This window comes from Amycolatopsis oliviviridis, assembly GCF_014654365.1.
In the GTDB taxonomy this organism is placed as follows: Bacteria; Actinomycetota; Actinomycetes; order Mycobacteriales; family Pseudonocardiaceae; genus Amycolatopsis; species Amycolatopsis oliviviridis.
Window position 1 is genome coordinate 522,607 of sequence record NZ_BNAY01000006.1, and the last position, 22,372, is coordinate 544,978.

Consider the following 22,372-nt stretch of genomic DNA (forward strand, 5'->3'; position numbering starts at 1 on the left):
GTCAGCCTCCTCCCGCGCGGGTCAGTTTGCTGCCCTGGTCCTGACGATAGGGCGCGCCCTGCCACTCACCGAAGCCCAGCACGCGGCTCGGCTCGAACGCCACGAAATTCCACGGCCCGGAGTAGGTGTTGTCGTGGAACCGGTTGTCCTGGTCGAAGGTGATCGCCTGCTGGACGACCTCGCCCTTGTACGGCGACCACTCCGGGAAGGTGCCGAAGTTCGCGAGCATCGCCATCCGCGCGCAGCTCTCCTCGCAGCCGGTGACGGCCGGGTCGAGCGCGAACCGGTTGTGGTGGATCTCGACGCGCTGGGTCTTCCACCGGCAATCCTCGTTCAGCGCGCCCGACGCGATCGCGGGCTGCGCGCATTTCGCCTGTTCGGGCACCAGCCGCGTGCACGATCCGGACGAGGTGTTGGCCGGGCTGTTGCAGAACCGGTCGGAGTTCTCCCACAGTGTGACGCCGTTCCAGTTGTTCTCGAACGAGTTGCCGGAGATCTCCAGTTTGTCCGTGCGCGCCTTGATCCTCGGTTCGCCGCCGGACTCGGACACGTAGATCGACGCCACCGGGAAGCTGTCGCCGCGGTCGATGTAGCCCTTGCCGTCCACCCAGTTGTTCCGGCGGATGGTGTTGCCGCGGACGACGGCGTTGTAGCTGGTCTCGTACATCAGAGCGGAGCCGTCGTTGTTCTCGATGACGTTGCCCTCGATGAGGAAGTCGTTGTTGTTCGTGTCGGCCCACAGCCCGACGCCGCGGTTGTCGTGCACCCAGTTGCCGCGGATGTCGGCGCCGTCGACCGACCAGAACTTGACCCCGCCGGAGCAGCCGCAGCCGTCGATCTTGCGTTCCCAGTCGCCGGTGTTGTTGCCGGAGATCTCGTTGCCCTCGACTACTAGGCCCTTGATCGCGTTGCTCTGCGCGTAGGCGTTCATGCCGTACTGCCCGTTGCGCCGCAGGCAGTTCGCGCGGACCTGCTGCCGCGCGCCCGCCATCAGCGCCGCGCCGTCGTTGTCCTGGACGGTGTTGTGCTCGATGACCCAGCCGTCGGCCGAATCGTGGTTGACCACGCCTTCGTCGTGCGGCGCGGCGAACCCCTGCACGGTCAGGTACTGGATCTTGACGTCGGCGGCGTGGCCGGAGAAGGCGTACTGGTTGATCTTCCGGCCGTCGAGGATCGCGTTCGGCGCGCCGAGATAGACGTTGCCCGGCTTCGGGTTGACCTGGTCGTAGCGGTCGTCGCCGAGTTTGTGCGTGCCCGGCGCCAGCCAGAACGTCGTCCCGCCCGGGCTCGACCGCGTCTTCGCGGCGACGTCGCCGGGCACCGCCGGGTCGATCTTCACCGCACCCGCCGGCGCTTCGGCCGGCCCCGCCTTCGCCTTGTCGCACACCTGCGCGATCGAGCCGGACGGCGCCTGCGCCGGATCCGGCCCCTTCCCGGCCTCGTCGCCCGGTTCGGAGGTGCAGGCGGAAAGCGTCAGCGAGCCGAGCAGCACCAGAAGTGCTGCCCGGCGGAGACGGTGCGGTCGTGCGGTCACAACGGCGGATCCTCGTTACTGGTGTCGAAGGTGAGCTCTGTGGTGAAAGTGGCGCCGTCGGTGGCGATCCCGCCGCCGAAGAGGGTCCACGCGGGCTCGCGCCTGCCGAAACCGGCCGAGTACCAGCCCATCGGCAGGCCGGTCTCGCCGCGGTGCGCCGACCAGTCCAGCTCCGGCGGCAGTGCGAGCGAAGCCGTCCGGACCTGGCCGTCGGCCGTCCAGGACAGCGTCGCCGTGCCGCCGGAGAGCGAGACCTCGACGGCCGGGCCGAAGTGGAACGCGAGACGGCAGTGCTGGGCCTCCCCGCCGCGGACCTCGTCGAGGATCCGGAGCGCCGAGTCCTCCAGTTCCACCGACCTGCGGTGGATCGCCGGGTCGTAGCCGTCGTGTTCCGCGCTCCAGCGTGACGGTGTTCCCGCCGCGATCACCGTGGTGACGGCGTGTTTCGTCCACAGGAACGGACCGCCCGAGACGGACTGGTCGGTGCGGGAGAGTTCGAGCGTGTTGTGCGCCGCCGTGGACCGGAAGTACGACCGCCACTTCGGTTCGCCGTGGTAGCAGTAGGTCCCGGGGTCGGCGAGGATGTCGACGCCGTCGTGCCGGACCTCCACCGAGAGCGCGTCCGCGTGCGCGTGCGCGGCGATGGACAGGAAGCCGTGCGGCCCGCCGTCGCAACGGGCCCAGATGGCGCCGTCTCGCAGGATGGTCATCCCGGCGTCGGCGAAGTCGTCGCGGCGCCGCACCGGACGCGTCGTTCGGACGTCAATGTCCTTGGCCAGCGCGGAGAACAGCGTCGTGCGGACATCGCCGTCACGGGTCTCCGGCCACCAGTCCAGCCGTCCGAAAAGGACGGATCCGGTGTTGAGCAGCGAGGCCCAGCGGCTGGTCTCGTCGCCGTCGACGATGAGGCCGAAGCCGTCGTCGGCGTCACCCTGCCGCGGCGGCCGCAGCCGATTGTCCACAATGGACGCCAGCGCGTCGGTCATCCGGAGCAGCACGAGCCAGGTCGACTCGGGCACCGCGACCCCCGCGGCCTTCGCCTCCAGCGCCCCGGCGAGCCCCAGTTCCAGGACGAGCCCGTGGTACTCGGTGGCGAGTTCGCGGTTGATCCCGGAGTCGAAGGTGTTGTGGCCCAGCATCTTGTCCAGCGACGTCAGCGCCGCGTCCCGCCACTGGGCCGATTCCGGGAACCAGGCGAACGCGCAAGCGGCCGCGAGCTGCCCGGCGTCCTCGGCGATCACGTGGTTGTTCGCCGACGAACCCCGGCTCGGGAACGCGGCCAGCCAGCGCTGGTGGTGCCAGATCTGCGTGAGCGCCTCGGGATTGTCCTCGAACAGCGCCGGGGCCTGCGCCCAGCCGTCGAGCAGCCGCCGGACCCACACCCACGACAGCAGCCGGATGCCGAGTTCGATCCCGCTGACCCAGTGCACCCCGCGCATCGGCGGGTTGGCCGCCCACCACGACTTCAGGTGCGCGGCGACACGTTCGGCGTACCGGTCGTCGCCGGTCAGGGCATACGCGGCGGCCAGCACGGTGAGGTGCTGGTGCCGCGACGGCTCCCAGATCTGCTTGATGTCGCCGACGGTGTCCTCGCTGCGATACGGGACGTCGAAGGAGTACACATCGGACGGTGCGCGGCGGCCGGTCTTCGGGTCGTACGACCAGTCCGGGTCGACGAGGTCGTCCCGCTCGACGCCGAAGTACTCGGCGCGCCCGTCCATCAGGCGGTCCGCCGTGACGAGCAGATCCTTCACCGCTTCACCCGAGACGGCGGCGAGGACGTCTTCGCCGGGCACCGACGCGAACCGGCGGTCCGGCAGCCACGCCGGCTTGTCCCCCGCGACCCCGCGCCACTGGCGTTTGCGCACGACGTCGGTGACCCGGCCCGCGACCTCGGCCGGCCCCATCCGCGACAGTCTTCGCAGGTACCAGGAAGGATCCATCAGCCCAGACCCTCCTTAGCGTTGATCCGCACGGCCGCACCCGTCTCCAGGCTGCGGTTGACCGCGAGCGTCGCCAGCGTCGTCGAAACGAGCGACTCGACGGACACCGGCATCGCGACCCCGGTCCTCAGCGCGTTGACGAACGCCTCCAGCTCGGCAGCCTGCCCCTTGTCGCGGCCCTTGGGAATCCGCGAACTGGCCCACTTCTTGCGGCCGAACACCGAAGCGCGCGCGAAGTCGTCGAACTTCAGCACCTTGCCGTCGGCGGTGACGTCGATCGTCTCCTTGGGGAACGCCGACGAACCGCTGGTGGTGTAGGCGATCGACGCGGTCGAGCCGTCCGGGTAACGCAGCAGGATCTGCAGGTCCTGGTGCCCGGGCGTCGCGGTGGCGTACACCGAGACCGGGTCGGAGCCGAGCAGCCAGCTGACCGTGTCGATGAAGTGACCGCCCTCGCCCGCGAACCGCGAGCCCTCGCTGTCGGCCTGGTTGTACCAGCTGCCGGCGTCGAGCTGACCGGCGTTGACCAGGTACCGCACGGAAGCCGGGCCGATCCTCGGCCCGAAGTGGAGCACCGACTCGTTCAGCAGCGGGGCGAACCGGCGGTTGAACCCGACCTGCAGCCGGTCGTTGCCGGACTCCTCGATCGCGCCGAGCACGACCTCGAGTTCCTTCTCCGACAGCGCGAGCGGCTTCTCGACGAAGACCGCCTTACCCGCGAGCAGCGCCCGCCGGGTCAGCTCGGCGTGCGAACTGTGCCGGGTCACGATGAACACGGCGTCGATCGAGGAGTCGTCGAGCATCGTGTCGAGGTCGGTGGTGGCGCGGGCGAAACCGAACTTGCGCTGGGCGTTCGCCCCCGAGAGCGCGGAGGTGGTGACGACCTCGGTGAGGTCGACGCCCTCCATCTCCGTCAGCTGCGGCAGGAGCATCGAGGACGCGTAGTTGCCCGCGCCGATGAACCCGATCCGCACGCCGCCGGGCCTCGGCACCGCGCGCGTGGTCACCGTCTTCGGCATCGAGACCTCGGCCACCGGCTCGGTGGTGGTGGCGGCGCGCTTCTCGTACTCGAACAGCACCGCGACGGCCTTGAGCTCGCCCTCGTTCAGCTTCCGGTACGTCTCGACGGCGTCGGAGAACTCCGAAACGTGCGAGATCAGCGGCTCGACGTCGAGACGGCCGCTGCCCATCAGGTCGACGACGCATTCGAGGTTGCGGCGCTCGGTCCAGCGGACCTGGCCGATCGGGTAGTCGCGGCCTTCGAGTTCGTACTCCGGGTCGTAGCGGCCGGGGCCGTACGAACGGGAGAACCGGACGTCGAGTTCCTTTTCGTAGTAGGCGTTCCACGGCAGGTTCAGCGAGCACTTGCCGATGTCGATCACGCGGCCGCGGTCGCGGGCCAGCTTCGCGGCCAGCTCGACCGGCTCGTTCGTGCTGCCGCCCGCGGCGAGGTACACCTGGTCGACGCCGTGCCCGGAGCTGATCTCCGCGACGGCGGTGTCGATGACCCCGGATGACGGGTCGCCGCACTTCAGCGCGCCGAGCTGTTCGGCGAGCGCGCACCGCGACGGGTCCGGGTCGACGCCGACCACGCGGACCCCGGAGGCGACCAGCAGCTGCACGACCAGCTGGCCGATCAGGCCGAGCCCGATGACCAGCGCGATGTCGCCGATCTGCGGTTCGCCCTGGCGGACGCCCTGCATCGCGATCGAGCCGACCGTGCCGAACGCGGCGTGCCGCGGGTCGACCCCGTCGGGCACCTTGGTGTACAGGTTCTTGGGCACCCAGTTCAGTTCCGCGTGCAGCGCGTGCTCGTTCCCGGCGCACGCCACGTAATCGCCGACGGCGACGTCGTGGATGCCCGCGCCGACTTCCTCGACCACGCCGCACAGCGAATACCCCAGCGGCGTGTACGAGTCGAGTTTGTTCATGGCCTTGCGGTAGGTGGCGCCCAGCCCGTTCGTCGCGACGCTCTGCATCACCTTCGCGACCTGGTCCGGCCGCGCCTTCGCCTTGCCCACCAGGGAAAGGCTCGCCTCGGACACCTTCATCATCTCGGTGCCGGTGGAGATCAGCGAGTAGGCGGTGCGGACCAGCACACCGCCCGCTTTGCACGCGGGGACCGGGACGTCGAGGAGTGCCAGCTCCCCGCTCTTGTAGTTCTGCACTACCTGCTTCACGTCGCTCCTCAGCGATCAGGTGGTCCGGGCCGCGACGGCGCCGCGGTACCAGTACTCGAGGGTCAAGATGTGCCAGAGGTGCTTGGACCGGTCCTGCTGCCCGGACGCGTCTTCGTCGACGAGCTTCTGCAGCGCCTCCCGACGGAGGAACCCGGCCTTCACCAATTCACCTTCGTTCGTCACCTCGCGCACCAGGGGCGCGAGGTCGCGGCTCATCCAGGCCCGCAGCGGCGCGCTGAACAGGCCCTTCGGCCGGTGCACGATCTCGGCGGGAAGGATCGACAGCGCCGCTTCCTTCAGCGCCATCTTCCCTTGGCGCTTCACGATCTTCTGGTCACCGGGAATCCGGAACGCGGCCTTGACGACCTCGATGTCGACGAACGGCGTCCGCACCTCGGTGGAGGCCGCCATGCTGGACCGGTCGGTGTAGGTGAGGTTGAGCCCCGGCAGGAAGAGCCGGGAATCGGCGAGGCACATACGGTTCACGAAATCGGACAGCGTGTTGTCGTGGTAGGTGTCCGCGTGCTCGGTGATGACGTCGTCGACGGCCCCGGCGAGGTCCGGGTTCAGCAGCCCGGCGAGTTCGGCCCGGTCGTACATCGTGTAGCTGCGCCGGAACGCGGTCTCCTCCGGCAGTTCCGCGAACGAGAGGAACCGCTTGGCGAACCGGACCGACCGGAACCCGCGCTTCGACGTCGCCACCGGCAGCCTGTCCACAAGGGACTCGACCGGACGGCGGACCAGACCCGGGACCCGCTGGTACTGCACGGCGATCTTGTTCGCGAGGTGCTTGCGGTACCCGGCGAACAGCTCGTCGGCACCCATCCCCGAAAGCATCACCTTGACACCCGCCTCGCGGGCGGCGGTGCAGATCAGGTAGCTGTTGATCGCCGCCGGATCACCGATCGGCTCGTCGAGGTGATAGGTCATCCTCGGCAGCAGGTCCAGCACCTGCGGCGCGATCTCGATCTCGTGCAGGTCGACGCCGAACTTCGCGGCGACCTTCTTCGCGTACATCAGGTCGTCCGGCATCGCCTCGAATTTCGCGTCCTCGGCCCGGAAACCGATGGTGTACGCGGAGATCCCCGGCTGCTCGCGCGCGGCGAGCGCGGTCAGGTAGCTGGAGTCGAGCCCACCGGAGAGGAAGGTCGCGACCGGCACGTCGGCCATCAGGTGCTTGCGCGTCGAGTCCTCGATGACGGCGTTGAGGTCGAAGTCGCCCTCGTAGGCCGCTCCTTCTTCGGCGACCTGGCGCAGCGACCAGAAGCTGCCGCGTTCGACGTCGCCGTTCGGCCGGAACCGCGCCCAGCTGCCCGGCGGCAGCTTCTCGGCCTCGCTGAACGCGCAGCGGCCGTCCGGGACCCAGTAGTAGAGCAGGGACGCGACGAGCGCGGTGTCGTCGACGGTCAGCGAGCCGCCCAGCTCGGTGGCCAGCGCCTTCAGCTCGGACGCGAACGCGACCCCCTTGCCGCGGCGCACCAGGAAGAGCGGCTTGATGCCCAGCTGGTCCCGGACCAGGGTCAACGCGCCGGTGCGCTCGTCGAAGACACCGAACGCGAACATGCCGCGCAGCCGGTGCAGGCCTTCGGTGCCCCACGCGCGCCAGGCTTCCAGGACGACCTCGGTGTCGGACGTCCCCCGGAAGCGGACGCCGCTCGCTTCGAGTTCCTCGCGCAGTTCCGGCGAGTTGTACAGCTCGCCGTTGTAGGTCAGCGCGAGCCCGTCCTTGACCATGGGTTGCGCGCCGGTCTCGGTGAGGTCGACGATCGACAGCCGTCGATGTCCTAAGTGGACCTCACTCTCGCCGGCCCGGTGGTCGTAGCGCCCCGAACCATCGGGCCCGCGATGGGCGAGGATTTTCGTGAGCCGATCGGTGAGCGGTCCCCCGTCCGGCCAGAAGTAGGCCCCTGCGATGCCGCACATCTCTACTTGCTCCCCTTACAAGGCTTCGGCGTTATCCGGTGACACAGGCGAGAATCGTTTGGTCGGCTGATCGGCGTTGTCGTGGTCTTCGGGCCGCTTGTACGGCGTCGGCGGACGTCGTCGCGTGCTCTTCTTCTCCCGCGGCGGCTCCAGGACCCGCTCGACGGTGCGTTCGGCGTCCGTCTCGACCGGCGCCACCGTCGAGAGCCGCCGCACCGGCGCGTCCTCGTCGGGGAACATCTCGACCGGCTTCGGCGCGGGCCGCGGCATCCGTCGTTCCGGCGCCGCCTTCCGCTCGGGCAGGACCTTGCGCTCCGGCGCCACCGGGCGCGCCGTCGTCATCGGGCGGGCGGCCACCACCGGCCGCGCGGGCACCGGGATCGGCTCCGGCACGGCACTCGCGCGCCCGCGCAACGCGGTGTGCAGGCCGTCCCACAGCGTCCCGTCGGTGTGGTCGCGCGGATCCGGATCCACCACGACGACCCCGATGATCGGGATGCGCCGGTCCGCCAGCTGGCGGGCGACGGTGTGCAGCCATTCGGTGTTCGCGTGCGCGGTGCGGACGACGAGGATCGTCTCCTCACCGAGGAATTCGAGGTCGGTCCACGCCGTGCCGGGCTCGATCGACCCGACGCCGATGCGCCGTTCCTTTCCGTCCACCGGAGCGTCGCCGCGGTCCAGCACCTGGATCGGGGCATCGCCTGCCAGCTCGCGGAGGTTCGCCTTCGGCAGGTCGTCGACGAGCGAGACCGGCCCCTTCCCGGCCAGTTCGCGCGCCATGTCGACGGCGAGCGCGGCGGTGACCCGGCGGGCGCCGAGGTCGAGCAGCGACACCGAACCGCCCTCCTGCCGGACGGCGCGGACCAGCGTCGCCGCGGCCCGCTGCCGCCGGGCGACCGCCCGCGAACGCCGCAGGAACCGCGGCGGCTTGGGCAGTTGCGCGATCACGGAGGCGCCGAGGTGCCGCGAGATCTCCCGGCGCAGGACCGGCCGGTCCTTCACCACGCTCGTGATCGCCGCGAGTCCCAGTCCGGCGAGCAAACCCAGCGCGAGGCCGATGCCCATGTCGGTGCCGAGGGTCTTGAGGAACGACTTCGGCAGGATCCGCGGCGCGTCCACGATCTGCGTCCCGGCGGCGACCTTCGGCGTGCCGATGCCCGCCTCCTGCGCGCGGCCGTCGTAGTCGGAGATCTTGGAGGTCAGCTCCGCCCGGCGCGAGTACAGCCGCTCCAGCTGGGCGGGGTTGGCGTTGCGGCCCTTGGCCTCTTCGGTGACGATCGACGCTTCGATCGGGGTGAGCTCGTTCTGGGCCTGGTTGCGCTGGTCGAGCAGGGCCTTCTGCTGCGCGGCCGCGGCCGCCTGGTTGCGGCCGATGTACTCGGCGATGAAGGCGTCGGAGATCGCCTGCGCGCGGGCGATCGCCTCGTCCTTGGTCTTGCCCTTGACCGTCAGCTGGAGGACGTTGTTCGTCAGCCCGAGCCCGTCGTAGTCCTTGAGGAACTCCTCCGGGGCTTGCGTGCTGTTCAGTTTCTTGAGCGCCTCGCCCGCGGTCTTGGTGGTCTTGAGCACGGCGACGTCGGTCCGCATCAGCGTTCCGCTGTCGGTCGGCGAGTCGTCGGGGTGGATGACGAGGATCTGCGCCACCGCCGTGGGCGGCGACGGAAGGAGCATCGCGACCAGGCCGCCTGCGATCAGCCCCAGCAGAGCGGTGGCCATCCACAGGCGACGGCGTCTCCGGATCGAGACGACCAGCCGCTGGAGGTCGATGAGCGGTTCGGACTTGGTCTTTTCGGCGCTGGTCACGCGGTACCTGCCAGTGCTTCGTGGTCGGTCGGGGTGGTGGCGCCGGAGCGGGTGCGGGTCGGCTGGACCGGGCGGATCAGCACGGTGCCCACCACGGCGAGCCCGGCGTCGGCGACGGCTTCGGCGATCCCGACCAGCTCCCAGGCGGACCGGGAACCGAGGCCGGCCACGACGAGGATCCCTTCCGCGTCGCTTTCTTCGATGACGGGCCGCACCGGGGAGATCGTCGCCACGGTGAACCACCGGTCGGCGAGGGCGGCGAGCCGCTCGGCGGCCACCTTCCCGGCGTGATCGTCTTCGGCGGCCACGATCAGCAGCCGCCGTTGCGGGAGCCGGGAAACCAGCCGCCGGTAGTGGACCTCGACGTCGATCTCATCGGCGTGGACGTCGACCCTGGGGATGTTCCACGGTCTGTCGTCACGGAGGAGCTTGGCGCGCAAGGTCTTGCCGGTGGGTCGTTCTTCGACGGCGTCGAAGGTGGCCAGCACCGGACCGCCGACCGCGGCGGCGATCTCCTCCTCGTCCTTCAGCCGCCGGTCGGTGCGGGCGGTGAAGAGGTGCCCGAACAGGCCGACGAGGAAGAACAACAGCGCACCGCCCAGCGCCAGCTGCGGCAGCGTCGGCGCCGCGGGCGAGGACGGCAGCTGGGCCGAACCGAGGACGACCATGTTGCCGAGCCCGCTGGCGGTGTCGGCCGCGTTGAGGCTGGACATGGCCGACTCGATCGACGTCCGCAGGCCCTGCAGTTCGGTGCGGAGCTGGACGCTCTCCACGGTCGTCTTGCCTTCGTTGACCTTCGCGGAGAGCTCGCTGATCCGCTGGTTGGTCTGCGCGACCTGCTGCCGCAGCGTCTCGCGGCGTTCCTGCGCCAGCTGCACCGCGGCGTCGCCGGAACCGGCGATGATCTGCGTCGAGTACTTCACGAACTCGCTCGCGATCTGATCGGCCATCCGCTGCGTCTGTTCGGCGGTGTCACCGGTGGCCTCGATGGTGATGACATTGCCCTGTGCGACCGACGTGGCCACCTTGTCCCGCAGGTCGGCGCCGGTCTCACCGTCACCGAGTCCGGCGGCGGCGCGGTCGAGCACGACCGAACTGGTCGCCACCTCGGCCTGGGTGAGCAGTTCGTCCGCCTCGCGCGGGCCCTGCAGCAGCACACTGGACGACGTCCGGTAGCCGGGAGAAAGGATCACCGAGGATCCCGCGCCGATCAGAGCGCCGAGCAGGGCGAGGACCACGAGGGTCCGCCATCGCCCGCGCAGAACCTGTCCGATCATGGACAGGCGCACCGTGTCGTCAGTCAAAGCCGGGATCTCCCATCGGTGCGTGCGGGTGCAGCATCAATCCCGTCGAATCGACCGCGGTGTTGGTTACAGGATTGCTCGAGTCTTGTTCAAAACGCGATCGGGAAGTCGATCAGCGGACGGCGGCCGCGTAGGCCGCGAGCAGGGCTTTCTGAGAGTTCTCCCAGGAGAGCGGACCGGCGACGCGCTCCCGGCCCAGCTCGCCCATCCTCGCCCGTTCCTCCGGTGAGTCGAGCAGATGCGCGATCAGCTTCGCGAACTCCGGCTCGTCGTTCGCCGGCGCGTACAGCGCGGCCTCCCCGGCCGAGACCCGGGCTTCCCGCAGTTCGAAGGAGACGATCGGACGGCTCATCGCCATGTACTCCATGATCTTGTTCATGGTCGACACGTCGTTGAGCGGGTTCAGGGGATCCGGCGACAGGCAGACGTCGGCCGAGGACAGGTAGCGCAGCAGGTCCTCGTCGGAGATGCGGCCGGTGAACTCGACCTGGTCGTCGAGCTTCAGTTCCTTGGACAACGCCACCATGGCGTCGAAGGCGTCACCGGAGCCGATGAACACGGCGTGCCAGTCGGTGCGGCCGACTTCGTCACGCAGCGAAGCGAGCGCGCGCAGGGCGTAGTCGACGCCGTCCTGCGGGCCCATCACGCCGAGGTACGCCAGAAGATGCGGCTTGCCCTTCTTCAGCTCGGGCTCGGCCGGGACCATGTGGAACCGCTCGACCACGGGCGCGCTGCGCACGACGAAGACGTCGTCCGGCGCTTTGCCGCCGCGCTTCACGGCGACGTCCTTGTAACTCTCGTTGGTCGCGATGACGACGTCGGCCGTCTTGTACGTGCGTCTCTCCAGCGCGCAGACCGCGCGGTAGAGCAGGTCCTCGCCGCGGTCGAAGCGCGAAAGGTACAGCTCGGGGCAGAGGTCGTGCTGGTCGAAGATGAACTTCGCGCCCTGGCGCTTGAGGTACAGCGCGACGAGGAACAGCATGTCCGGCGGGTTGCAGGCGTGCACGACGTCGATCTTCCCGCCGCGGCCGACCTTGCGGGCGAGCCGGAGCGTGTGCCACAGCGCCGAGCCGTACTCCTGGACGTAGCCCGCCGGACCACCGGTGGCGGCCTTCAGCGGGTACCGCAGGATGTGGACGCCGTCGATGGTGACTTCGGCCTCGGTGTCCCGTTTCGTCCCTTGTGGACAGATGACGTGGACTTCCCAGCCGGCGTCGCGAAGTGTCTGGCACTCCTGCCAGACACGGCGATCGAAGGGGACGGAAAGGTTCTCGACGAGGATGAGAGCTTTACCAGGCAAGACCGACATATCCCTCTTCAGTCCGGCGCCGGGCGGCGTCGGGTACGCGGACGAGATCGATGATGGTGTGGCCGCCGCCGGCCGGGAGCGCCGCGAGGACCTCCGGATCGGCCGTGCCGACGAGGCAGACCTCGGCGTGGTCGACGACCTCTTCGATGGAGCCGGCCAGCAGCTGGCCGAGATGCGGCAACCTGCCCTCGATGTACTCGCGGTTCGCGCCCATCAGCCGGGAGAGGCTGACGTTGGCGTCGTAGATGCGGAGGTCGTAACCCTTGCCGAGCAGGCGCTCGGCGAGCTCGACGAGCGGGCTCTCGCGGAGGTCGTCGGTGCCGGGTTTGAAGGACAGGCCGAACAGGCCGATCTTGCGCTTTCCGGTGTTGGCGACCAGATCGAAGGCACGCTGGAGGTGTTCGTCGTTGGAGGGCAGCACGTGCGAAAGGATCGGGACGGCGACGTCCGCGCGGTGCGCGGCGTAGACCAGGCCGCGCAGATCCTTGGGGAGGCACGAGCCGCCGAAAGCGAACCCGGGGCGGAGGTAGGCGGGGCTGATGTTGAGCTTGCGGTCGGCGAGGAAGACGTCGATCACCTGGTGCGAGTCGAGCCCCAGGGCACGGCAGATGGCGCCGAGCTCGTTCGCGAAGCCGATCTTGAGCCCGTGGAAGGAGTTGTCGGCGTACTTCGTCATCTCGGCGACCGGGATCGCGACGCGGAAGACCTCGCCGGGAAGCCCTTCGTAAAGCGCCGCGACGACGTCACCGCTGGCCGGGTCGAGCTCGCCGATGACGGTCTTGGGCGGGTCGAAGAAGTCCTTGACGCTGCTCCCCTCGCGCAGGAACTCGGGGTTCACCGCGACGCCGAAGTCGACGCCGGCGGTGCGGCCGGACGACTTCTCGAGGATGGGGACGAGCAGGTCCAGGCAGGTGCCGGGGAGCATCGTGCTGCGGAAGACGACGGTGTGCCGCTCGGTCTTGTCCCTGAGCGCCTCGCCGATCTCCTCGGCGACACGTTCCAGGAACGCCGTCGACAGGCTGCCGTTCGGCGCCGACGGGGTACCGACACAGATCAGGGAGACTTCGCTGTCCGCGATCGCCTGTCTGACGTCGGTCGTCGCTCTCAGCTTGCCCTGGGCGACCACTTCCGCGGTCAATTCCCCGATGCGCTCCTCGACCACCGGCGCCTTGCCGCCGGAAATGAGGTCGATCTTCACCGGGTTCACGTCCACCCCGACGACCTCGTGCCCCTGCCCGGCAAGGCACGCAGCCGACACGCAACCGACGTAACCGAGCCCGAAGACACTGATCTTCATGACGAATTCCTCCAGCCGCTCTCCGCTGCCCGTTGGTCGGCGGACGGACCGGGTTCGTTACCGGTGTCCGTCGTTCGCCTTCTTTTGGCGGAATGCCTGCGCGGCAAGGGAATTACCCATCGCTCGAAGGACGCGAAACGCTACAGGGGACGCGTAACGATCTCGTGAGTTTCCAGGCGGCGGCTAGGGGTGGGTCGGGGTGGTCGTGAGTGGTAAGTGTCGTTAGAACGTCACTTACCACTCACGACCACCCCGGCCCAGTTATCCACAGCCACCCTCCCCGCTCACGCTGTTATCCACAGATCCGCTCCGCGGCCTCCACACCCTCCATTCAGCGGCGATCGTCGAAGGGTGCCCATACACAAACGCTGGTCCGAGGAGTCGATCCCGGCCGAACAACGCCCGAGCTGGCCAGTCCTCCTGGAGGAGCAACACGGAATCGTCTCGCGGCGGCAATTGCACGCGTACGGCCACACCATGTCGGACATCAGGGCGAATCTCGCGGGCGGGCGCTGGCAGCGGGTTCTCCCGCGCGTTTACTCGACGTTCACCGGCGAGTTGTCCCGCTCGGCGAAGATCCACGCCGCCTTGCTCTACGGGAGCGGTTACGCCGTCTTGAGCCATCGCACGGCCGCGGAAGAATGGAAAATTCTCCCGATCGTCAAAGGACCTGTCGAAATCACAGTCCCCTACACCTTCTCGGCGATCTCGCAGACCCCGGTGGTCATAGTGCACAGATCGCGCGCACTACCCCATATCGCCGCCGGAACGAATCCACCACGGACCAGGATCACCGACACGATCCTCGACCTTGCCACCGCTCAGCGGACACCGCAGCAGGCGACGAACGTCATCGTCGACCTCCTCGGCCGGACAAGGATCTCCGTGGCCACCATGCAGGCGTGTGTGCTCGTCCGGCCGCCGTTCCGCTATCGGCCCGCCATCCGATACGGCCTCGCGCTCGTCGGCGGCGGACTGATGTCGGTGCTCGAAGTGGAGTACAAGGAGAAGGTCGAAGACGAGCACGGACTACCCCGCGGAAATCGGCAAACCCCCATCGAAGTGGACGGCAAAACGCTTTGGGAGGACGTCACCTACGACTCGCACGGGGCAGCGGTGACCGTCCGGCTCGACGGCCGCGCGACCCACGCCATGCCCGGCATCGCTTTCCGGGATCGCCGCCGCGACAACGCGGCCGAACTGGCAGGACGAGCGCGGCTCGTCTACGGCTGGCAGGACGTCCGGGACTCACCGTGCGAAGTGGCAGCCGAGGTTCGCACCATCCTGGTCCGCGAGGGATGGGACCCGGCGGGCGCGCGAGCAGCGACCTGCCCACGATGCCGGAAGCGAGACCGGCGCGCGGCGTAGGAGCTGAGCGGGGAGGGCGGCGGTACCCAATGGGTCGGGGTGGTCGTGAGTGGTAAGTGACGTTAGAACGTCACTTACCACTCACGACCACCCCGACCCACGCCCACCGCCGTCCCCCCTCGGCCCTCTCCCGCTCCCCAACTCGCTCGCCAAGCGGACCTCCAGGCTCTAAATTCACGTTCGTCAACGGCGAGATGACTTGGGGGAACATCGATGCGAAGAACCCTGCTTAAAAGATCGATCCGCAACCTCGGCGCGCTGACAGCGGCCCTCACACTGGCCGGACTGGCCACCGCCGCTCCCGCGTACGCCGCGACCGGACCCGATCTACGGGTGACGGCGACGGTCCCGCAGGGGCGCTGGCTGCCGAACGACGAGATCCCCATCGACGTGACCATCACCAACGTCGGCGACGTCAAGGCGGAGGGGGTGAAGGGTCAGATCTGGAGGTTCTCCGGCCCGTATTTCACCGTCTGGCCGAACGCCTGGGGGGATCTCTACGACCGGGGAACCGGGGCCTCATTCGCTCCAGGGGAAACCCGGACCTATCGGGTGCACGGGTCTGTGGGCACGCTCGACCAAGGCGACCCCGTGTTCCGTGTCCGGGTGATCGGCACAGCCGACGCCGACGAGTCGGACAACGACCCCGAGGTCACGGTGGGTCTGGTGCCCGCGGGTACCACCGACCGTGTCGCGGGGCATCTCTACGGCGACGCCGATCACGACGGAAACCCTTCTCCCGGTGAAGACCTCGCCGGAGTGGAGATCCACTTGCGCAGCGGGGGCCCTGGAGTGATCGAGCGGGTCACGACCACCGACGCCGGCGGCCGGTTCACCTTCGACGCGGTCCCCGTCGACCGCTACTACTCCGTGAACTTCGACAGCTTCCCCGCCGGTTGGGTGAACCCGAGTTTCGGGCCCCTTCGGGTCGACGGAGCCGGGCAGAACACCGCGCTCGAAATCCGGGCCGGTCGACCGTTGACCGACTCGCTTCAGACGAGCGCACGCCTCGACAAGGCGAGCTACGCGATCGGCGAGACCGCTACCGGAACGGTCACCATCACCAACGTCAGCGACCGTCGGCTCACGAACCTTTGGGCAGGCTGCGATCCCGTCGGCAACGGCACCCATCTCGTGATACCACCAGGACAGTGGGGTGACTTCGAGTCGGCGAAGCAGGCAGGAGTGCTGGCCCCGGGCCAACGGGTGGAACTCAAGGTGTCAGGCAAGGTCACGGACAAGTCGAGCTACACGGGCCTGGCCCATCTCACCTGCTACCTCGCGGCGGGGAACGACACCTCCGGCCCGGTCGCGGCGGCCACGGGCAAGGTGCCCGGCAAGCGTGTGGACGACCGCGGGCAGGTCTGGACGGACAAGAACGGGAACGGCCGGGTGGACACCGGAGAAGGTGTCCCGAACACGACGGTCACCCTCGTCACGGAGGACAACAGGCTGGTGTCCTGGGCCCGGACCGACGCCAACGGTTTCGCGACCTTCCCCCAGGCCGGTGTCGGTGCTTACCGGCTGCGAGTCGCTGGACCATGGCAGACCATCGGCGACACGTGAAACTACGTCGTCGCACCGCCCTATCGTCTCGGCGATTGGTCTCAACAGGTGACACCGCGCTGAACAGCGAACGGCCCCGGAGCGGGTTCCGCTCCGGGGCCGTTGCCGTACGACGACTTCCCTCAGCCGACCCACTTCGCGGCTAAGCCCTCCCCGACGGAGGTCGCCTTCCCGTGGTCCTCGGTCGGCGACACCTTCGAGTTCTTGAAGCAGATGTAGGTGACGCCCGAGTCGACGCCGCCGTTCTTCGGGTCCGGGTTGATGCCCAGTGACTTCGCGGTCGCGTAGGACGCCTCGCCGATGATGTCCTTCGGGCCGGTGTCGCCGATGACGGTGTAGAGCACCTTGTTGTTGTAGATCACCGCGCACGAACCGGCGCCCTTGAGGCCGGCCTTCTCGAAGTTCCACGTGCTGCTGATGCTCGGCACGACGATGTAGGGCGTCTGGTCGGCGATCAGCGCCTTGCCGTCGGAGCGCGGGTACGCGGTGCCGTCCTGGAACCACGGGTCGGTGTTCTTGTTGCACCGCGGGGTCGGCTGCCCGTCGCAGTCGACGTCCATGTCTGCCTTCCAGAACACGGCGCTTCCCGCGTCGCAGACCGCGATGGTCCGGCCGGTTTCCTCGTCGGTCTTGTACTTGCCGTTCGAGATCTGGTTGCAGCCGGTGGTCTTCGCCAGCAGCTGCTGCGCGGTCGGACCCGCCTGTACCGAAGGGGCAGCCGAGGCCATCGCCGCGGGGGCCAGTCCTGCGGCCACCACCATCGCCGAGAACAGGAGTAATTTCCGCATACCGTGCACCCCTTAGTTAATAAGGCTTCTTTACCGAAGGGTGCTCAGGATGCCGTCGCGCCGGGGTCGACTCAAGGGCCGACAGGGGGTTGTTTTCCCACCACACAACGAAAACCGGTCAAAAGCGGGCAAGCCTGGCGACGCGCGCCATCATCCGTCCCGCTCGGCGGTACAGGCCATCCCGCTCACCGAGCACGCTGTCGATCCACTCCTGATCGACGTCGTGCCGGACCTCGGTCCGCGGCCGCAGCCAGCTGTCTCGCGACACCGCGCCGCCTTCGGTCGTGTAGACCCGGGTCGCACCGGAACGCCGGAGCTTGCTGAGCACGCGCCGGTCGTAAGCGCCGAACGGCGGCGCGTACGCGCGTACGGGTTTCCCGCTCAGGTCGGCGAGCAGCTTCGGCGCGACTTCGAGTTCACGCCGGGCGTGCCTGCCGTCGAGGCGCCGCCAGTCGCGATGTTCCCAGCCGTGCGAGCCGATCGACATCCCCGCCTCGGTCAAGCGCCGGAGGTCGTCGGCGTCGATGAAACCCCGCTGGCCGATCCGGCCCGCCAGCGGGAAGAACTCCGCCGTGAGATCGCGCTCCACCAGCCTGGGGAGCGCGATCTCGACGTCGGAGACGTTGCCGTCGTCGAAGGTGAGTCCGACGTCGTCACGTCCGGCCACCGTGTCGAGCACACGCTCGAACTGGTCGACCGTCACCCATGTCTCGTTTTCGCCTGGATCGAGCGCGCGCACGGGCTTGCCCACGCCGCCAATCGCCAGGATCACCATCCGCGCCTCATTCGGGACCGAGTGTGTTTCCCGATTAATCGAGTTGGCGAATGGAGTAGTTACACAATCCAGCGAAGTGTCCACGAACGGATTACTTGCGGATCTCCAGGGTGCAGCACTTCGGGCCGCCGCCGGCCTTCCTGAGCTCGGAAATGTCCACGAAGACGACCTCGTAGCCACGCTCGGTCAGCCGTGCCGCCAACCCGGTCGCCTCGACCGGCAGGACGACGTTGCGACCGTCGGACACCCCGTTCAGCCCAAAGCACTCCGCGTCGGCCCGGTCCGCGATTACCGCGTCCGGGAACATCCGCTCCAGCACCTTCCGCGACCCGGCGGAGAAGGCCTCCGGGTAGTAGGCGACCTGCGCGGGCGTGGTGTCGGTGGCCTCGGCGAGCACGAACAGCGCGGTGTCGAGGTGGTAGTAGCTCGGGTCGATCAGCCGCAGCGACACGACCGGGACACCGAGGACCTCCTGCGCTTCGGCGTGCGCGGCCGGGTCGGTCCGGAAGCCGGTGCCGGCGAGCAGGATCCTGCCGGTCCAGGCGAAGTCGCCTTCGGCCTCGTTGATCTTCTCGGGCATGGTGATGTCGCGGTAGCCGTGCTCGACGAACCAGCGGCGGAAGTGCTCGGCCTCGGCGGTGCGCTGCGGGGCGCGGAACCGCGAGCCGAGGACACGGCCGTCGACGACGGTGCCGGAGTTCGCCGCGAACACCATGTCGGGCAGGCCCGGCTGGGCGTCGATCTCCTCGACGGTGTGGCCGAGGCGTCGATAGGTGTCACGGAGTTCGGTCCATTGCGCCATCGCGGTGTCGACGCTGACCGGGACCGACGGGTCCATCCAAGGGTTGATGACGTAATCCACCGCGAAGTACCGCGGCGGGCACATGAGGTAGCGGCGCGTCGTGGGTACACGGGGCTGCTGCTCCAGTTCCGGCATACCCGAAGGGTAAGGCTCACCTAATTCCGCAATCAATCGCTGTTCGCTGCGCACATACCTGCTAAACATTGCGTGTGAACACCATCGACCAGCGAATCGTTTCATGCCTGATGGCCAACGCGAGGTCCAGCTACGCCGACATCGGCAAGGTCGTCGGCCTGTCCGCGCCCGCGGTGAAACGACGGGTCGACCGGCTGCTCGAAACCGGGGTCCTGCGCGGCTTCACCGCGGTCGTCGATCCCGAGGCGCTGGGCTGGGGCACCGAGGCTTTCGTCGAGATGACCTGCAACGGGAACATCACCCCGGCCCGGATCCGCGCCCGGCTGGAGCCGTTGCCGGAGGTCGTCGCGGCCTACACGGTGTCCGGCGCGGCCGACGCGATCGTCCACCTGCGCGCGTCGGACATCCATCACCTGGAGACCGCGCTGGAGCGGCTGCGCGGCCTGGAGATCGTCGACCGCACGGTCTCGACCGTCGTCCTTTCCCGGTTGCTGGAACGCCCGCCGACGCCGGAAGCGTGACACCCTCGGCCCGGTGACCGATCAGATCCGCTCCAGCCACGACGGCGGCGTCGCCGTGCTCACCATCGACGCCCCCGCGACCCGTAACGCCCTGACCCTCGACCTGTCCGCGCAGCTGGCCGCGGCCGTCGCGCGCGCCGAAGCCGACGAGAGTGTCCACGCCTTGGTCATCACCGGCGCCCCTCCCGCCTTCTGCGCGGGCGCCGACCTGGACACCCTCGCCGACGCCCGGGAGGACGGGCTCCGCGCGATCTATGCCGGGTTTCTCTCGGTGGCGCACTGTTCCCTGCCGACGATCGCCGCGGTCGGCGGCGCGGCCGTCGGCGCCGGATTGAACCTCGCGCTCGCCGCGGACGTCCGCATCGTGGGAAAAAGGGCGAAGTTCGTGGCCAGATTTCTCGATCTCGGCATCCATCCCGGCGGCGGGATGACGTGGATGATCCAGCGGCTCGTCGGACCGCAGAAGGCCGCGGCGATGACACTCTTCGGCGAGATCGTCGACGCCGAAGCCGCTGTCGAATGCGGGCTCGCGCTCCGGCTCGTCGAAGGGGATCCGGTCGAAGCGGCCCGTGAACTGGCGAAACCCGCCGTCGGCGCCCCGCGCGACGTCCTGCTGGCGACGAAACGCACGCTCCGGCACACCGCTTCACTGACCGACCATTCGGCCGCCGTCGACGCCGAGATCGAGCCGCAGATCGCGTCACTCACCGCACCCGCGTTCGCCGAACGACTCACCAAGCTGCGCGCGGCCATTACCGGCCGATGACCGTTCCTCGACCGGACTTCACTACGCTGGAACGAGATACGCCTCACAATCGGGGCGCATCAATGACCGTTACCATCGGTAACACATAAACCGGAAAACCCCCGCTCAGCGCCGAGCTCAGGACACTCGAGAAGTAGGTCCAGACCGTTTTTACGGCAACCTGGGAAGTGTGCCGAGGACTAACCTCGGGACATGGCACCTGTGACCTGGCCGACACCGCCGGGCGAGGCACCCGATCTCCGGCACGGCCGGGGACGACGCACGTCGGGAGAGAGGGAATCCCTGACCTATGAGCACGAGTGCGAACGGCAACGGCTCCTTGTCGGCCGTCAGGCCCACCGAGGTCGCCAAGCTGGACCGGGTGGTCATCCGGTTCGCCGGTGACTCCGGTGACGGCATGCAGCTGACGGGCGACAGGTTCACTTCGGAAGCGGCGGCCTTCGGCAACGACCTGTCCACCATGCCGAACTTCCCCGCGGAGATCCGCGCGCCACAGGGCACCATCCCCGGCGTCTCGAGCTTCCAGGTGCACTTCGCCGACTACGACATCCTGACGCCGGGTGACCGGCCGGACGTCCTGGTCGCCATGAACCCCGCCGCACTGAAGGCGAACCTCGCCGACGTCCCGTCAGGTGGGACGATCATCCTCAACACCGACGAGTTCTCGAAGCGGAACCTGGTCAAGGTCGGTTTCGAGAACGATCCGCTCGACGACGACACCCTTTCGGCGTATCAAGTGCACCGGGTGGCCATGTCGACGTTGACCAGGGGCGCGCTCGAAGAGACCGGACTGTCCAAAAAGGACGCCGAACGCGCTAAGAACATGTTCGCGCTCGGGCTGCTCTCCTGGATGTACCACCGGCCGACAGAGGGCACCGAACGGTTCCTCCGCGAGAAGTTCGCGAAGAAGGCCGACATCGCCGAGGCCAACATCCTGGCCTTCCGCGCCGGCTGGAACTACGGCGAGACGACGGAGTCGTTCGCGACGACGTACGAGGTCGCGCCCGCGAAGCTGAACCAGGGCACGTACCGCCAGATCACCGGGAACACCGCGCTGGCGTACGGGCTGGTCGCCGCCGGGCAGCAGTCCGGACTGCAGATCCTGCTGGGCACGTACCCGATCACTCCGGCGTCGGACATCCTCCACGAGCTGTCCAAGCACAAGAACTACGGCATCCTCACCTTCCAGGCCGAGGACGAGATCGCCGGGATCGGCGCGGCGCTCGGCGCCTCCTACGGCGGTGCGCTGGGCGTCACCTCGACGTCCGGGCCCGGTGTCGCGCTGAAGTCCGAGGCCATCGGCCTCGCGGTGATGACCGAGCTGCCCTTGGTCGTCGTCGACGTCCAGCGCGGCGGCCCGTCGACCGGGCTGCCGACCAAGACCGAGCAGGCCGACCTGCTGCAGGCGATGTTCGGCCGCAACGGCGAATCCCCGGTGCCGATCGTCGCGCCGCTGTCCCCCGCGGACTGCTTCGACGCGGCGCTGGAAGCCACCCGGATCGCGCTGAAGTACCGCACCCCGGTCTTCCTGCTGTCGGACGGCGCGATCGCGAACGGCTCCGAGCCGTGGCTGATCCCGGACGTCGACCAGCTGCCGGATCTGCGGGTGGAATTCGCCACCGAGCCGAATGCCGAGGACGGCTCCGGGGAATTCTGGCCCTATGTCCGCGACCCTGAAACCCTCGCCCGCGAGTGGGCGGTGCCGGGCGTGGCCGGTCTCCAGCACCGCATCGGCGGGCTGGAGAAGGCCGACAAGACCGGCCACATCTCCTACGACCCCGACAACCACGACAAGATGGTCCGCCTGCGCCAGGCCAAGATCGACGGCATCGACGTCCCGGACCTCGTCGTCGACGACCCGAGCGGCGGCAAGGCCCGCGTGCTGGCACTCGGCTGGGGCTCCTCCTACGGGCCGATCGGCGCCGCGTGCCGCCGGGTCCGCAAGGAAGGCATGCCGATCGCGCAGGCGCATCTGCGGCATCTCAACCCGTTCCCGGGCAACCTCGGTGACGTACTCCGTTCGTACGACACCGTGGTCGTCCCTGAAATGAACCTCGGCCAGCTGTCGATGCTCCTCAGGGCCAAGTACCTCGTCGACGTGAAGTCGTACACGAAGGTCGCCGGGCTGCCCTTCAAGGCGGAGGAGCTGCAAGGCGTGTTCACGGAGATCATCACCAGTACGGAGGCGGCGAAGTGACCGCGATAGACCTGGGGATTCCCACACTCGGCGGCCTGGACCTCGTGCCGACCGAATCCGAACCGCAGAAGGCGAAGGACTACAAGTCGGACCAGGAGGTCCGCTGGTGTCCCGGCTGCGGCGACTACGTCGTGCTCAACGCCGTGCAGTCGTTCCTGCCG

16 protein-coding genes and 1 pseudogene are annotated in these 22,372 nt (G+C 68.5%); 6 read left to right on the top strand and 11 right to left on the bottom strand.

All coding sequences use genetic code 11. From position 1 onward, the window contains the following. Position 1: 1 nt before the first annotated feature. From IE302_RS27795 to IE302_RS27830, 8 genes are all read right to left on the bottom strand, one after another. Positions 2-1,534: a right-handed parallel beta-helix repeat-containing protein gene (locus tag IE302_RS27795; protein WP_191257363.1), complete on the bottom strand. Its 1,533-nt coding sequence runs from the start codon at positions 1,532-1,534 to the stop codon at positions 2-4. After that, entirely contained in the window at positions 1,531-3,477 is a 1,947-nt protein-coding gene (locus IE302_RS27800; RefSeq protein ID WP_191257364.1) for a heparinase II/III family protein, read from the bottom strand. Before IE302_RS27800 ends, IE302_RS27795 begins: the two co-directional genes overlap by 4 nt. Beyond that, positions 3,477-5,657: a bi-domain-containing oxidoreductase gene (locus IE302_RS27805; RefSeq protein ID WP_191257365.1), complete on the bottom strand. Its 2,181-nt coding sequence runs from the start codon at positions 5,655-5,657 to the stop codon at positions 3,477-3,479. Before IE302_RS27805 ends, IE302_RS27800 begins: the two co-directional genes overlap by 1 nt. Positions 5,658-5,672: 15 nt before the next feature. Next, a complete protein-coding gene (gene asnB / locus IE302_RS27810) occupies positions 5,673-7,580 on the bottom strand; it encodes an asparagine synthase (glutamine-hydrolyzing) (protein WP_191257366.1) in 1,908 nt (635 codons plus the stop codon). A gap of 15 nt (positions 7,581-7,595) precedes the next feature. Then, positions 7,596-9,383 (bottom strand): Wzz/FepE/Etk N-terminal domain-containing protein, encoded by a 1,788-nt coding sequence (locus IE302_RS27815; protein WP_191257367.1) that lies wholly within the window; start codon positions 9,381-9,383, stop codon positions 7,596-7,598. Further along, positions 9,380-10,660 carry a YveK family protein gene (locus tag IE302_RS27820; protein WP_191257368.1) on the bottom strand — a complete coding sequence of 427 codons (1,281 nt, stop codon included), beginning with the start codon at positions 10,658-10,660 and terminating at the stop codon, positions 9,380-9,382. The genes IE302_RS27815 and IE302_RS27820 overlap by 4 nt, the downstream gene beginning before the upstream one ends. Before the next feature lie 139 nt (positions 10,661-10,799). After that, entirely contained in the window at positions 10,800-11,996 is a 1,197-nt protein-coding gene (locus IE302_RS27825) for a glycosyltransferase family 4 protein (RefSeq protein WP_191257369.1), read from the bottom strand. Then, positions 11,977-13,293, bottom strand: a complete 1,317-nt coding sequence (locus tag IE302_RS27830) for a nucleotide sugar dehydrogenase (RefSeq protein ID WP_191257370.1) — start codon at positions 13,291-13,293, stop codon at positions 11,977-11,979. Before IE302_RS27830 ends, IE302_RS27825 begins: the two co-directional genes overlap by 20 nt. 351 nt (positions 13,294-13,644) lie before the next feature. Between IE302_RS27830 and IE302_RS27835 the strand changes: the two genes are divergently transcribed. After that, on the top strand, positions 13,645-14,661 hold the full coding sequence (locus IE302_RS27835) for a putative endonuclease domain-containing protein (protein ID WP_191257371.1): 1,017 nt from the start codon (positions 13,645-13,647) through the stop codon (positions 14,659-14,661). A gap of 213 nt (positions 14,662-14,874) precedes the next feature. Continuing rightward, complete coding sequence (locus IE302_RS27840) at positions 14,875-16,227, top strand: SdrD B-like domain-containing protein (protein ID WP_229907962.1); 1,353 nt, start codon at positions 14,875-14,877, stop codon at positions 16,225-16,227. Positions 16,228-16,349: 122 nt separating this feature from the next. Here IE302_RS27840 and IE302_RS27845 read toward each other — a convergent pair whose 3' ends face one another. The 3 genes from IE302_RS27845 to ddaH form a co-directional block, all read right to left on the bottom strand. After that, positions 16,350-17,015 carry a glycoside hydrolase family 75 protein gene (locus IE302_RS27845; protein WP_191257372.1) on the bottom strand — a complete coding sequence of 222 codons (666 nt, stop codon included), beginning with the start codon at positions 17,013-17,015 and terminating at the stop codon, positions 16,350-16,352. A gap of 118 nt (positions 17,016-17,133) precedes the next feature. Continuing rightward, complete coding sequence (locus IE302_RS27850) at positions 17,134-17,790, bottom strand: polysaccharide deacetylase family protein (RefSeq protein ID WP_191257373.1); 657 nt, start codon at positions 17,788-17,790, stop codon at positions 17,134-17,136. Positions 17,791-17,881: 91 nt separating this feature from the next. Continuing rightward, positions 17,882-18,727 (bottom strand): dimethylargininase, encoded by an 846-nt coding sequence (gene ddaH, locus IE302_RS27855; RefSeq protein WP_191257374.1) that lies wholly within the window; start codon positions 18,725-18,727, stop codon positions 17,882-17,884. A 74-nt stretch (positions 18,728-18,801) separates the two neighbouring features. On the opposite strand from ddaH, the gene IE302_RS27860 reads away from it, so the two are divergent. From IE302_RS27860 to IE302_RS27875, 4 genes and pseudogenes are all read left to right on the top strand, one after another. Next, positions 18,802-19,248, top strand: a complete 447-nt coding sequence (locus IE302_RS27860; RefSeq protein WP_005151923.1) for an Lrp/AsnC family transcriptional regulator — start codon at positions 18,802-18,804, stop codon at positions 19,246-19,248. Between the two features lie 13 nt (positions 19,249-19,261). Then, complete coding sequence (locus IE302_RS27865) at positions 19,262-20,014, top strand: enoyl-CoA hydratase (protein WP_191257375.1); 753 nt, start codon at positions 19,262-19,264, stop codon at positions 20,012-20,014. 289 nt (positions 20,015-20,303) lie between these two features. After that, on the top strand, positions 20,304-22,211 hold the full coding sequence (locus IE302_RS27870; RefSeq protein ID WP_191257376.1) for a 2-oxoacid:acceptor oxidoreductase subunit alpha: 1,908 nt from the start codon (positions 20,304-20,306) through the stop codon (positions 22,209-22,211). Next, positions 22,208-22,372 (top strand): annotated as a pseudogene (locus tag IE302_RS27875) (2-oxoacid:ferredoxin oxidoreductase subunit beta); the annotation flags it as partial. The gene IE302_RS27870 and the pseudogene IE302_RS27875, both read left to right, overlap by 4 nt.